Origin of the sequence: Tenacibaculum adriaticum (assembly GCF_008124875.1) — a bacterium.
Taxonomy (GTDB): domain Bacteria; phylum Bacteroidota; class Bacteroidia; order Flavobacteriales; family Flavobacteriaceae; genus Polaribacter; species Polaribacter adriaticus.
Genome location: NZ_VNIA01000002.1, coordinates 540965 through 554109 on the forward strand (window position 1 = coordinate 540965; position 13145 = coordinate 554109).

General features: G+C 31.3%; 13 protein-coding genes. 3 read left to right on the forward strand and 10 right to left on the reverse strand.

All coding sequences use genetic code 11. From position 1 onward, the window contains the following. The first annotated feature begins 35 nt into the window (after positions 1 to 35). Positions 36 to 1073, forward strand: coding sequence for a GMP reductase (gene guaC / locus C7447_RS07915; RefSeq protein ID WP_148869970.1), 1038 nt, complete (start codon positions 36 to 38; stop codon positions 1071 to 1073). Next, complete coding sequence (locus C7447_RS07920; RefSeq protein ID WP_148869971.1) at positions 1074 to 2186, forward strand: ABC transporter substrate-binding protein; 1113 nt, start codon at positions 1074 to 1076, stop codon at positions 2184 to 2186. Here C7447_RS07920 and C7447_RS07925 read toward each other — a convergent pair. From C7447_RS07925 to C7447_RS07960, 8 genes are all read right to left on the reverse strand, one after another. Continuing rightward, positions 2128 to 2925, reverse strand: a complete 798-nt coding sequence (locus tag C7447_RS07925; RefSeq protein WP_148869972.1) for a DUF2971 domain-containing protein — start codon at positions 2923 to 2925, stop codon at positions 2128 to 2130. The genes C7447_RS07920 and C7447_RS07925 overlap by 59 nt on opposite strands. After that, positions 2918 to 3526 carry an alpha-ketoglutarate-dependent dioxygenase AlkB family protein gene (locus C7447_RS07930; protein WP_148869973.1) on the reverse strand — a complete coding sequence of 203 codons (609 nt, stop codon included), beginning with the start codon at positions 3524 to 3526 and terminating at the stop codon, positions 2918 to 2920. Before C7447_RS07930 ends, C7447_RS07925 begins: the two co-directional genes overlap by 8 nt. Before the next feature lie 19 nt (positions 3527 to 3545). Then, positions 3546 to 4739: a hypothetical protein gene (locus C7447_RS07935; RefSeq protein WP_148869974.1), complete on the reverse strand. Its 1194-nt coding sequence runs from the start codon at positions 4737 to 4739 to the stop codon at positions 3546 to 3548. Positions 4740 to 4811: 72 nt separating this feature from the next. Next, a complete protein-coding gene (locus C7447_RS07940; protein ID WP_148869975.1) occupies positions 4812 to 7256 on the reverse strand; it encodes a M1 family metallopeptidase in 2445 nt (814 codons plus the stop codon). A gap of 159 nt (positions 7257 to 7415) precedes the next feature. Further along, the gene (locus C7447_RS07945) at positions 7416 to 7991 is read right to left on the reverse strand and encodes a DUF4252 domain-containing protein (RefSeq protein WP_148869976.1); all 576 of its coding nucleotides are present in this window, start codon (positions 7989 to 7991) and stop codon (positions 7416 to 7418) included. Between the two features lie 79 nt (positions 7992 to 8070). Continuing rightward, positions 8071 to 8574, reverse strand: a complete 504-nt coding sequence (locus C7447_RS07950) for a DUF4252 domain-containing protein (protein ID WP_148869977.1) — start codon at positions 8572 to 8574, stop codon at positions 8071 to 8073. A gap of 41 nt (positions 8575 to 8615) precedes the next feature. Next, on the reverse strand, positions 8616 to 9134 hold the full coding sequence (locus C7447_RS07955) for a hypothetical protein (protein WP_148869978.1): 519 nt from the start codon (positions 9132 to 9134) through the stop codon (positions 8616 to 8618). Further along, positions 9121 to 9630: an RNA polymerase sigma factor gene (locus C7447_RS07960; protein WP_148869979.1), complete on the reverse strand. Its 510-nt coding sequence runs from the start codon at positions 9628 to 9630 to the stop codon at positions 9121 to 9123. Before C7447_RS07960 ends, C7447_RS07955 begins: the two co-directional genes overlap by 14 nt. A 159-nt stretch (positions 9631 to 9789) precedes the next feature. Here C7447_RS07960 and C7447_RS07965 point away from each other — a divergent pair, with 159 nt between their 5' ends. Then, positions 9790 to 11238, forward strand: a complete 1449-nt coding sequence (locus C7447_RS07965; protein WP_148869980.1) for a S41 family peptidase — start codon at positions 9790 to 9792, stop codon at positions 11236 to 11238. Positions 11239 to 11290: 52 nt separating this feature from the next. Here the strand turns inward: C7447_RS07965 and C7447_RS07970 are convergent, their stop codons facing one another. Continuing rightward, complete coding sequence (locus tag C7447_RS07970; RefSeq protein WP_148869981.1) at positions 11291 to 12178, reverse strand: DUF72 domain-containing protein; 888 nt, start codon at positions 12176 to 12178, stop codon at positions 11291 to 11293. 1 nt (position 12179) lies between these two features. Next, positions 12180 to 13139, reverse strand: a complete 960-nt coding sequence (locus C7447_RS07975; protein ID WP_148869982.1) for a patatin-like phospholipase family protein — start codon at positions 13137 to 13139, stop codon at positions 12180 to 12182. Positions 13140 to 13145: the final 6 nt, after the last annotated feature.

Genomic DNA, 13145 nt, shown 5'->3' on the forward strand with positions numbered 1-13145 from the left:
TTATATCTTCGTTAAATAATTTTTTTAACTACAAAATGAGAATAGAAAACGAGCTTAAATTAGGATTTAAAGATGTAATGATTCGCCCAAAACGTTCCACTTTAAAGTCGCGTTCGCAAGTAACGCTAGACCGTGAATTCACGTTCTTAAACAGTAAAAAAACCTGGAAAGGTGTACCTATTATGGCTGCTAATATGGACACTGTAGGCACGTTTGAAATGGCTACAGCTTTAGCAGAACATAACGTTTTCACCGCAATTCATAAACACTATTCTTTTGAGCAATGGAAAGATTTTGTTACCAACGCCAACGAGCAAACCATTAGAAACATTGCCGTTAGTACAGGTACAGGGAAATCAGATGCTGAAAAAACTACAAAAATATTAACAGCTTTTCCTCAAATCGATTTTATTTGTATTGATGTTGCCAATGGTTATTCAGAACATTTTGTGAGTTTTGTAAAAAAAATGAGAGAAAAACATCCTGATAAAACCATTATTGCGGGTAACGTAGTTACTGGCGAAATGGTAGAAGAATTATTATTGGCAGGTGCCGATATTATTAAAGTAGGAATTGGCCCTGGTTCGGTATGTACGACACGTGTTAAAACGGGTGTTGGTTACCCACAATTGTCTGCAATTATTGAGTGTGCGGATGCTGCTCATGGTTTAGGCGGACAAATTATTTCTGACGGAGGTTGTAAAACTCCTGGTGATGTTGCCAAAGCTTTTGGTGGTGGTGCCGATTTTGTGATGTTAGGCGGTATGTTGGCTGGTCATGAACAAAGCGGTGGTAATTTAATAGAAAAAGACGGCGAAAAATTCAAAATATTTTATGGTATGAGTTCTGAAACTGCCATGAACAAACACGTTGGTGGCGTTGCTAATTATAGAGCTTCTGAAGGAAAAACTGTTGAAATTCCGTATCGTGGTAATGTTCATAATACGGTAAATGATATTTTGGGTGGTGTGCGTTCTACGTGTACCTATGTTGGTGCTAGCAGATTAAAAGAATTGACCAAAAGAACCACTTTTATTAGAGTTCAAGAACAAGAAAACCAAGTGTATTCATAAATGAAAAATCGTCTTTATTTTTTCTTCGGATGCCTATTCGTATTGGTTTCATGTAAACAAACTCCTAAAAAAGAAGTTGTAACTACACAAACTGAAAGCTTAGTAAAATACGCAAAGGGATTTGATATTCAACGAATTGGAAACAAAACCAAGTTGATTGTTAAAAATCCGTATTTAGATGCTGATGAAACATTTGAATATCTTTTTTCTTCGGATGATGAAAAAGGCTCGATAAAAACACCCGTAGAAAAATTAGTGGTTACCTCAACAACGCATATTCCGATGTTAGAATTGTTGGGAGGAGAAACTTCTTTAGTTGGATTCCCACATCCCAAATATGTTTCTTCTGTGAAAACCAGAAAATTGATTGATGCAGGAAATATTAAAGAAATAGGACAAGAAGCTAACCTCAACACCGAAGTTTTACTCGATTTACAGCCTGAGCTTGTAGTGGCTTTTTCCATGCAAAAAACCAATAAATCATTAAGCCTCATCGAGCAAAACGGAATTCCGGTATTGTTAAATGGGGATTGGTTAGAAGAAACTCCGTTAGGTCGTGCCGAATGGATTAAGTTTTTCGGGGTATTATTTAACAAAGAACAACAAGCAGATAGCATTTTTAAAAGTATTGAAAAAAGCTATTTAGAAGCCAAAAAAATTGCTCAAAAAGCAACTATAAAGCCCACAGTTTTATCGGGAGCTATAATGAGTAAAGATATCTGGAACTTACCCGCAGGCGGAAGTTTTGTTGCACAATTTTTAAAAGACGCAAATACTAATTATTTATGGAAAGATACCGAAGGTAAAGGAAGTTTGTCTTTAAGTTTTGAAAGTGTGTTAGACAAAGCTCAAAACGCTGATTTTTGGATCGCTCCTGGGTATTTTAACACGAAAGAAGAAATGCACAACAACAACCAGCACTATACACAGTTTGCAGCATTTAAAAATGATCATATTTATACACCTAACTTAAAAAAAGGCGCTACTGGGGGTGTTGTATATTTTGAACTCGCTCCTACCCGACCAGATTTAGTTTTAAAAGATATTATTAAAATTACACATCCTGAATTGTTATCGAATTACGAGTTGAGTTTTTTTGAGAAGATGAAGTAATTTTATCGATATTATATTTTATAGACTCAAGTTTTAAATCTATTGGAGATATTCTCATTTTTTCAAAAGTAGGTTGTAATCCTCTTTCCAAAAACATTAGAATTATCTTTTTTTCATTTTCAAAATTCGATTTTAAACCAAATATTACTTTGGAAATTAGCTGTAAATCTATTGGAGAATATAGATGTTTATTATCTCCCTTTACAAATTGAATATTATCTTTAACTCCTCTGTAATTAATATCTATAACTAACCTAACTTCTTTTTCATATTTCCATTGTTTTAGCTTACTTGTAACAATCATTAAGCCAATATTTTCAGCATTATTTAATGAATATTCTTTTAAGTTATTTGGATAAATAACTTCTGATGGACCTCCTAAATAATGATTAATGGAAAAGTCAATTTCAAAGCAAACCTGAGTATGTGAATTGGCATAATGCGACCACATTAGATATGAGTCATCTGTATCATACTCTTTACTAAAACAACAAACAAAAAGAGAACCTAAGGCTTTTTGCTTAACAAAATCTACAGTCAAATCAGGAAATTGTTTCCCATAATTATTTTCAACTTCATTCCATTCTATTTCGGGGTGAAGAAACGGGCTACAATCCAATGGATCATTAAAACCATCAATTCTTGTAAACCGTAAAGATTTATTTTCTATAGTTTTATAAAAACCTTCAAATGATAAAAATCTGTATGCTTTTCCATTAAATGTGTTGTACTTATCCATTTTCAATCGTTCTAAACGTTAAGTTTACTCTTGGCCTATGTTTTATTTTGGTAGGTGGTAATCGATGTAGCCAGTGGGTTTGGGTTTCGTCTTTCATCACTAATAACGATCCGTGTTCTAATACCAACGATACTACTTCTTTAGTTTCTTTGTGTTTAAATCCAAACTTACGTTCAGCACCAAAAGTTACAGAGGCAATCGCTCCGTTTTTCTTTAGGTCTTTTTCTCCGTCGCTATGCCATGCCATACCTTCGGCACCATCGTGATATAAATTCAGTAAACACGAATTATAGGTTTCATTAGTTACTTTTTCTACAGTACTTTTTATTTTTAATAAATCTTCGGTAAATGGTAAAGCATGTTTGGTTACTTTAGAATATGTGTATTCAAAAGGTTTTTCGGCATACCAAGCTACTTTTCGTTTGGTAACCATTCGTTTTCCAAAGATAATAGCTTCATCATTTCTCCATTCAATGGTATTTAACAAAACATCATACAATTCATCTGCTTGTTGACGTGAAAAAACAAGTCCGTAGTAATTTACCGTTCCGTTTTTAGGAAGCAGGTTTTGCAATTCATCCGAAGAAGAAAATAAATCCATTTTTATTCTTAATCAAAAACTACCTATTAAATTTATTACGGGTAATAATATATTTTAGTTTTTCTTTTAAATCGGTTCCTGTATCGTAAATCATTTGTTCGTTAGACGGAAAATAAACTTCTTTTAATTGAATTAAATTCGTAAAAGAATCATCTAAAGCTCTTCTGTCACCATCATAATTTGCATAGGCATGTTCAAAAATAAACTCACTTTGTATAGGGAATTTTTTCAGTAACTGTCTTGAATAATTATCTATATACTTAACAACTCCTGTTATTGAACTACTTTTATTTTGTGTGAATTTATATACACGACAACGGATTTTTTTAAATTTATCCACTTTAATTTTATTCCCTAAACTGTCTTTAACAATATTTCCTTTCTCGTCATACAAATACTTGTATCCGTCTTTAATTTGTTTCTCTTTGATGATTTCTTTTTCATGAATTTGCTCAGGTGAAATATCAATTCTCCTCAAGTTTAATTCTAAATTATAATCATACTTAATTTGTCTATTTTTTTGAGCGTGATAAACAGTCCATAGATCATTTAACCCATACGTATCCATTGCTAATAGATCTTCTTCTAACCTTCTAGGAATTACTTGCCTGGTTTCATTTTTTACCAATACGTAAACAAAATCGGTTCCTCTATCATGCGCTTCATCCATTAAATTTTTAGTATCCTTATAATTCGGATTAATTCTATCTAAATATTGCAACTCTTCAAAAACAGCTCTGTATCGATATTTATCTTGACTCGCATCATTAAAAGCTGACGCTGCGTTATTATATAAATATTCTGATAATTCTGCTTTGGTAGCAATTAACTCATCGTCATAATTACGCATCTTAAATTCAGCATTTCTTCCAGTTGCTAAAACTTTTAAGGGTAATAATGGCTTTATTCTTTCTTGACGGTTGTTTAATTGCTGATATAAATTTAAAATTGACTCTAAATTTTCTGGACGATTTTCTTTTTTTAAAAAAGCAATTCTAGCCTCATCTCTTTCTTTAACCTTTTTAAATGCTTTTACTAACATTTCTACATAAGGCTGATTCTTTTCTTTGGTTTTATTTTTCTTTAAATTCTCTATTGATAAAGAAATGGCCTTATCATAATTACCAGAATTAATAGCTTTTTGAGTAGATTTAACACTACTACAAGAAACTATTGTTAGTGTTATTAAAAATAATAAAGTAATTTTTTTCATGTATAGTAAATAATTTGAGGATAATTTTCAATTACCATGCCAACGCCTGTAAAGTTATTTTAAATTCTAAACCTACTCTAATAATTTTGCCATTGCTTTTTTAATTACCTCTATATTTTTTATTTCATTAACTGTATTCGCTTTCTTTTGCATTTCTACCATTTGACGTAATAAGTTTATCCCAACTTGATCGAAACCGTATTGTTTGTATTGCTTTCCTTTTGAAACAATATCATCCGTTAAATTTGAAATGGCTTCTGTATTATTACTTTTTGAAATCTTTTCGTAAGCTTTTTTGTACAACGATTGTATCTTTTTATCTGCGCTTAAATACATTCCCGACATAACATTTCCTGCTATAAATGTTAATTCACCCTCATCTTTCTCTTCTAAATAAATACGCGTTAATGGTGTTGCAATGATCTTTTTAACCTCATTAGGTAATTCTTTCGACTTTGCAATCGCCATCGGTTTATCTATGTAATACAACGCTACTAAAGCTTTCCCCATTACTGAATACGACGGACTTTCTAAGGCTTTTTCGAAAATGGTTTTTAATTCAGGGTCGGTTAATTTACCTAAAGTTTCAATAGCTGTAGCTTGTACTAAAGTTTTAGGATCGTTATTCGCTATTTTCTTAATCGTTTCTATTTCTCTTTTCTTAGAGTTTTTATTGATTAGATTAATGTTTTCTAAAGCTAACATTCTAATTTTATAAAACGGATCATTCATCGCTTCTGCAATAGCTTCAAATGCATCTTTATTATCTTGCTTTATGGCAACTTCTAACAACGCTTCTCTTTTATGAGTATAATATTTAGCATGTTTAATCTGAAAAATATAATCGCTCAACACTTTGTTTTCATTAATATCACACAACAAAACACCATCTGCATTTACTTGAATTAATTTTGGTTGCGTGATATACGGAAATGTAAATGATGCATCTTTCCCTTTTACAAAAACATTATGTCGCGTTGCTTTAGTACCTTCAAATACATCAATAGCAAATGGAAACTGAAATTCTTCCGCTTGCGTTTGAAATATATTAACTGTTACTGTTTTACGCAATTCGTTAAAATCATAAGAAATATCTAACTTCGGGTGCCCACTACCAAAATACCATTGATTAAAAAACCAGTTTAAATCTTTACCACTTACCTCTTCCAAAGCTAAACGCAATTGATGCGCTTCTCCTGTTCCGTATTTGTTTTTGGTTAAATAGTTGTTTAATCCAGCGTAAAAAGCTTCGTCATCTAAATAATTGCGTAACATATGTAAGATTGCACCACCTTTGTTATAGCTTACGCCATCAAACATATCTTCTTTATCATCATAATTAAAACGCACTAAATGCTTATCGTAATTTTGTCCGTTTTTATATCCTTGTACATCTTCAAATAAATGTGCATCAGCATCCTCTTTTCCGTATTTATACTCTCTCCATAAATACTCGCTATAATTTGCAAAACTTTCATTTACGGTTAAGTTACTCCAGCTTTCGGCCGTTACTAAATCTCCAAACCAATGATGAAAAGCTTCGTGCGCAATCGTGTTTTCTTGTATATTCTCGTCTATTAACTGCCCTGGAGTTTGGTATGCGTTTTCACCATGAATTACCGCAGTAGTATTTTCCATTGCTCCACTTACGTAATCTCTACCCACAATTTGCGCGTATTTATTCCACGGATATTCAATTCCTGTAATTTTTGAGAAAAACTGTAACATTTCTGGCGTTTTACCAAAGATTTGTTTTGCATACGGAGCATATTCCTTTTCTACATAGTAGTCAACTGGTTTATTATTATAAGTGTCTTTTACAATTTCATATTCACCAATTCCCATAAAGAACAAGTATGGAGCGTGTTTTTGAGTAAAATTCCAATAATCTGTACGGGTTCCGTTTGCATTATTTGTTTCTTTTTCTAACTTTCCGTTTGAAAGGGTTACAAATTTTTGAGGAACAGTAATATAAATTTCTTGTGATGTTTTTTGATTTGGAGCATCTATCGTTGGAAACCAACAGCTACTAGCTTCCGTTTCTCCTTGTGTCCAAATTTGAGTTGGTTTATTTTCGTCTAATCCTGTTGGATTAATAAAATACAATCCTTTTGCCGAAGTAATTGCTTTACTTCCTTTTTGTTTCACTTTTTCTGGCTGTGCTGTATATTTTATGTACAGCGTAAATTCTTCATTTCTATTATACTTACGAGGTAAATCAATGATTAATTCATTATTATCGTAATTATAACTTAATGTTTGATTGTTTAAAGTCACTTTATGCATTAACATTCCCTTGGCATCTAAGATCACTTTTTCTTGCGGATAAAAATGCGATTTTATCGTTACCCATTCTTCTCCATTCATCGTTTGCTCTTGAAAGTTAAAATCCACTTTTAATTTTGTATGTACTAAATCGTGAATTTTATCTCTTTCTGCTCTGTACTCTGGTGATGTTTGTGCAAATGTAATTGTTGTTAGTAGGGCTACAATTAGGGATAGGAATATATTCTTCATAAATCTTTTACTTCAAATTTTTATTCAAAAAGTATTGCACTTTAATGATTGCCTCAAAAATAGCAATTTTAAGTGATTCCTCTGTTAATGCGTAGTTAAAACAAAAAACCACAACCTTTTTTTAATCGGTTGTGGTTTTATAGTAATATGATAAGAATTTTATTCTTTTGGCTCTACTTTTATTTTTTCTGTTTGAAGCTCTCCTCCAAAAATATCTTTAAGCTTTTCTAACCCCTTACTATTTTTATCTATTTTTGCTTTTTGTAGCATCATCATAATCTTATTAGGATTCATATCTTTTCCTAATATTCTCGCTACTCCAACTCCAAATTCTTTTGCATAACCCACAGCTACAATTTCATCAATAGCATCAACTTCACCAGCATAGTAAATTGTTGCTTTTCCTCTTTTATCATTAATACGCATTAACGATTTGTAATTAGTATTGTTCATCACACTACTTAACGTTTCTCTTTCTTCTGTTATTTCAGCTTCTGTTGCTTTGTTTTGTGGTAAAAAAGCAATATTTACTTTTTGTATACTCTTAAATGTATTTTTTTCTTCCTCTGTAGTATTCTCTTCTAAATAAGAAGTAAGTAAACTTGTAGAAAGGTCTAACCGAACAAAGTTTGGTTTCTCTTCTGTTTTTATAAAATATCCTTGCAAACTCTCTTTTTTACATGAAGTAATAGTTACTGCAAGAAATAATGTAACTAGTATATATACTTTTTTCATTTTGTAGTTTTTTAATTGATTAGATTAAAAAACGCAGTCTGATAATCATCGACTGCGTTTTAAACTTTTAGATAAACTATTATTCTTTAGGCTTCTTATCGTAATCGTTGGCAATTTCTGCTAACTCATTCATGTTTATTTCTCCAATCAAAGAAATAACGGTTGAACTTGGCTTATCATCTTTCTCATCTTTATTTTTAACAAACATCAATACTTCACTAACAATATCTTTGTTTTTTGTTGCTTTGATATAAATTTTTACACGAGATCCTTTGTCCTTTACACGCATTAATTGTGTCATATCTCCTTTTTTAATGGCTGCATTTACCATTTTTTCCATATCAGATGCTATAGACATATTCTCGGTAGAAAACACCTTTAACTCTTGCAATCCTTTTGCAGTGTTAAACACTTTCATGTCTTTAGAATTTGCATCTGGAAATTTTCTTAATAACTCAAAGGCATCTTTAGTTACTACTACTGTTGATACATCATCTAAATCTTCTAATTTATCGAACATTCCTTGTGCGAACATTACATTTGATGTAAAAACTACGGCTAATATTAATATTACTTTTTTCATGATATTCTTATTTTATTTACTTGGGTTACTTTCTTGTTTAATTAATAATTTACTTTTTTGATAACTGTATTAGCAGTCTCTTCATAGATTCTCAATTTTGTAACAGCATCATTTCCTTTATTTAAGTTGTTTGAAACTGCGTATAATGCATCATTTCCTTTGTTTAAATTGTCTGAAACTGCATACAACACATCATTTCCTTTATTTAGATTGAATGAAACTTGTTCTAGCGCTTCTTTTATTTGTGCAAACTGTTTACGTTGTTGATACTTGTTATACTCTTGTCTTCCTATAAAGACACTTATTAACAAAGCTACTGACGCTGCTACGGTTAACCATTTCCAGTTCTTTTTTCTAGTATTCTCAGGTTTTAACTGAATGGTTTTTGTATAGGTTTCACTTTTGTTTTGTTTAAAATATCCAAACATCATACCATACTCTTGTAAGTGTGGTGCTACATTACCTGTAGTAAAATAATTACGAAGGATATTTTCTTCTTGTAATGTGGTTTCTGCGTCTAGATATTTATCTAATAACTTTTCTATGTTAGCTAACTCCATAGTTATGTTTTTTAATTAATGCCTCTCTTATTGTTTTTCGTGCTCTTGATAAAGCTACTCTTACAGCGGTTGGTTTCATATCCACCATTTTACATATTTCATCAAAATCATATTGCTCAATATCTCTTAACTGAATGATGATCTTTTGCTGTTCGGGTAAATTTTCAATGAGCTTGTGTACTTGGTTTACACTATCTTCTTGTTCTATTTTTTTATCAAGCGATGTTTCTTTTTCTTTATAATTATTATGAACCAATGTTAAATTACTTGCTTGTTTCGATTTTAAACGATCGTAACAATAATTTTTAGTCATGGTCATAGCAAAAGCTTCTACATTGTTATACTCAGACAATTTTTCTTTATTCTTCCACAGCTTAAAAAACAACTCCTGTGTTGCGTCTTCAGCTTCTTCCGTGGAGACTAATAATCGTTTCGCTAAGCGAAAGACTTTGTCTTTAAAGGGGATTACAACTTTTAAAAAGTCTGACTGATTCATTGTTTGGTTACTTAGTTAGTGTAATTTCTTAATAAATTTTGCGTATTTTTTATCAACTTTACATACCTACGACGAGGCAAAATTATTTTTGTTACATAAATTTTAAAAAAATACTAATATTAACTAAATTGCGTTGTCTGTATTAATAAATACTGTTTTATGAAAATTCGATATTCTCTTTTACTTATTGTAACATTATTAACATCTTTTCTTTTTTATAACTGTTCTAAAACAGAAGAGATCCCTCAAGATATTAAAATTAATGATTTTGTTTGGGGCGGTATGAACGCTTATTACAAATGGCAGGGGGAAGTACTCGATTTAGCAGATAATCGTTTTGTGAATAGAAATCAACTTAATAATTATTTAGCTGGTTTCAATGCTCCTGATGATTTATTTTATAGCTTGATTTCTTATCAAAATGAATATCCTAGAGATCCTCAAAGAATATTCTCGTGGATTGTTGATGATTATATTGCTTTAGAAGACTCTTTTCAAGGGAGAAGATTAACTAGTGGAATGAAAGTTACATTAAATCGTTATGAAGATGGATCCAACAATGTTTACGCATATGTTAGAGATGTTGTTATTGGTTCTGATGCTGAAAATAATGGTGTAACACGCGGTATGATTTTTTCAGAAATTAACGGAACACAAATAACAATAGGTAATTACAATGATTTGTTTGACCTCAACAGTTTTACGATTTCTCTAGCCGATTTTAATGGAGGGAATCCTATTGTAAATGGATCAACTATAAACGTTACAAAAACAGACCTTCAAGAAAACCCTGTAAAAATTGCTAAAACAGTATTTGATAATGGTACTACTAAAATAGGTTATTTAATGTATAATCAGTTTTCTACAGAATTTGATGATGAATTAAATAATGCTTTCGCGACTTTTAAAGCAGATGCTATTACCGATTTAATAGTGGATTTACGCTATAACGGTGGTGGTTCTGTTAGATCAGCAATCTATTTAGGAAGCATGATCTCTACACAATCAAACGATGCTATTTTCGCTAAACAAATATGGAATAACAAAGTAATGAGCAACATAAATAACAGTAACTTTATCGATTACTTTACTGACCAAATTAACAATGGTATTGTAAGCGAATCTATTAATAGTTTAAATTTAAATACTGTTTATTTTATAGTTTCTGATGCAACTGCCTCTGCTTCAGAATTAGTAATTAACGCTTTAAAAGCATACATAGACGTAAAACTAGTAGGTACTCAAACCGTAGGAAAGCAAGTAGGTTCTATTACTTTATACGATTCTGATGATTATACTCGTAACGGACCAAACTTTAATACATCTCATGCATGGGCAATTCAACCAATTGTTTTAGAGATTCAGAATAAAGACAACGAAAACGAGCCTGAAGGTTATATTCCTGAAGTAGAAATTGAAGAAGATCCTGCAAATTTAGGAGTTCTAGGAGACCCAAATAACGAGCCTTTATTAGAAAGAACCATTCAATATATTCTTACTGGATCTAAAGGAGTTTCTACTCAAAAGAGATCTTTTAAAACTGATAAAATTTGGGACTCTAATATGACTTTCCTTGATTACAACAATATGTATGTTGAGTTGAAATAAGAATCAACTTCAATCAAAAATAAAAATCCAGTAAATTACTGGATTTTTTTATTTAAAATAAACTCGCTTGTTGACCTTCATTGGGTATTTTTAAATTCATTCCCAACTCTTTATTTAGTTTTTGAATAAAATAAGAGGCTAATAAAGGTGATTGAACTTCTAAATTTTGATGAATAAAAAAGTGAATGTTTTGTAAACCTAACCCTGTCCATTCTTTCAAACGGTTTACCCAATCATCTAAACGTGTATAATCCGTAGGATGATTTGCTCCGACATATCTTACAAAAGCTTCATTATTCGTTAAACGCATATGCAACATATCTCTTCTGCCTGCTGTATCCACAATTGTGTTAGAAATTGTATTGTCTTCTAACAACTGATAAAACTCTTTTGAAACACTATCATCTGTAAACCAATCTGTATGTCTACACTCTACAGATAATGAAACCTCCTTCGGCCAACTCTCTACAAAGTTTTGTAATTTATCAAAGTTCTTGGGACCAAAATTACTATGCAACTGTAAAAAGATAGTTCCTAATTTTTCTTCTAACCGCAAAGCACAATCTAAATAGTAATTTACTGCATCAGCAACTCCTTCTAATCGTTTCCAATGACTGATTTCTTGTGTTAACTTCGGAAAAAATTTAAATCCTTCTGGAGTTTTATTTTTCCATTTCTCGAACTGTTCTGCAGGAAATTGCCTATAAAAAGTAGCGTTTAGCTCTATCGAATTAAACTGACTCGAATAATAAACGAGTTCATCTTTTGTTCCTTTTGGATAAAATCCTTTTAGATCAGCTTTGTTCCACTTAGCACAACCTACATACACCGAAGGTTTCTCTACTGTTTCATACTTCGATAAAATTCTAACAGTATCAGGATGTGTTTTAGGCAATGTAAAATCTACAAATTCAGGATGTTCTACTTTTCCAAATTTCATACTAAATTTCCATGTTTTCTAACCCTTCTTCTACTTCTTGATTATTCATCAATTCGGGTCTAAATTCACTCATCAACGCATCATTTTCACTTCTAGCATGCTCATACCCTTGTTTCCACCAGCTACTCATCAATTTTTTATCAAAAATAAGTGAGTTCGTAGTTAAAACAGTTGGTGTGTAATATAAATTCAGTTTTACATCATTATGTTTTGCTGAAAGTTTACCAATGGTTATGTTGTGCCTTTCTACATGTTCTAACATAAAATCAAAAACATCAAATAATAATGAAAAAGGATTTTTAGCAGGTAAGCGATTAAACTGTGTAATTTCTGTTTCTAAAATAATAGCATCAACTTCTTTGGCACCTCTTAAAATAGCTTCTCTAATAGGAATCAAACAACCAAAACCACCATCTGCGTACTGACAGTAGTTTTTCTCTAATAAACTCATAAAAGGCACATAATTACACGACCCCCAAATCCAATCGCAAAAGTCTTCATAAGTACATTCTACAATAGATTTATACTCAATTTTACTTTCTGTTAAATTCGAAACAGTTACCACCACATCTTTATGTGTTTCTCTTATTCTGTAGTACATATCTTTAGTGATTTTCTCTTTAATAAGCTTACGCAAATTTTTACTCTCACCAAACGTTTTCCGCCCGTTTATAAAATTCCAAAGGGTATTAATGTGTCGAATTGATATTACTTTTTCACCATGAACTTTTTTAATTTCGAAAGGATTGTTGCTAAAAATACTACGCTGATTCACATTGGTATATAATTCTTTAAGTTCATCAACCATTCCTAAAGCTAAATGTGAAACCATTAAACTACCGGTAGAGGTTCCTAAAAACAAGTCATAGTCTTTTCCCTTTTTTTTCATTAAATACTCAGCTACTCCTCCAGCGAATGCTCCTTTGCTTCCGCCACCTGAAATTACCAATGCTTTTTTCATTAAAAA

What these genes read in the sequence shown, in the direction of transcription:
- guaC (WP_148869970.1), top strand. Translation starts at nt 36, where the DNA reads ATGAGAATAGAAAACGAGCTTAAATTAGGATTTAAAGATGTAATGATT.
- C7447_RS07920 (WP_148869971.1), top strand. Translation starts at nt 1,074, where the DNA reads ATGAAAAATCGTCTTTATTTTTTCTTCGGATGCCTATTCGTATTGGTT.
- C7447_RS07925 (WP_148869972.1), bottom strand. Translation starts at nt 2,925, where the DNA reads ATGGATAAGTACAACACATTTAATGGAAAAGCATACAGATTTTTATCA.
- C7447_RS07930 (WP_148869973.1), bottom strand. Translation starts at nt 3,526, where the DNA reads ATGGATTTATTTTCTTCTTCGGATGAATTGCAAAACCTGCTTCCTAAA.
- C7447_RS07935 (WP_148869974.1), bottom strand. Translation starts at nt 4,739, where the DNA reads ATGAAAAAAATTACTTTATTATTTTTAATAACACTAACAATAGTTTCT.
- C7447_RS07940 (WP_148869975.1), bottom strand. Translation starts at nt 7,256, where the DNA reads ATGAAGAATATATTCCTATCCCTAATTGTAGCCCTACTAACAACAATT.
- C7447_RS07945 (WP_148869976.1), bottom strand. Translation starts at nt 7,991, where the DNA reads ATGAAAAAAGTATATATACTAGTTACATTATTTCTTGCAGTAACTATT.
- C7447_RS07950 (WP_148869977.1), bottom strand. Translation starts at nt 8,574, where the DNA reads ATGAAAAAAGTAATATTAATATTAGCCGTAGTTTTTACATCAAATGTA.
- C7447_RS07955 (WP_148869978.1), bottom strand. Translation starts at nt 9,134, where the DNA reads ATGGAGTTAGCTAACATAGAAAAGTTATTAGATAAATATCTAGACGCA.
- C7447_RS07960 (WP_148869979.1), bottom strand. Translation starts at nt 9,630, where the DNA reads ATGAATCAGTCAGACTTTTTAAAAGTTGTAATCCCCTTTAAAGACAAA.
- C7447_RS07965 (WP_148869980.1), top strand. Translation starts at nt 9,790, where the DNA reads ATGAAAATTCGATATTCTCTTTTACTTATTGTAACATTATTAACATCT.
- C7447_RS07970 (WP_148869981.1), bottom strand. Translation starts at nt 12,178, where the DNA reads ATGAAATTTGGAAAAGTAGAACATCCTGAATTTGTAGATTTTACATTG.
- C7447_RS07975 (WP_148869982.1), bottom strand. Translation starts at nt 13,139, where the DNA reads ATGAAAAAAGCATTGGTAATTTCAGGTGGCGGAAGCAAAGGAGCATTC.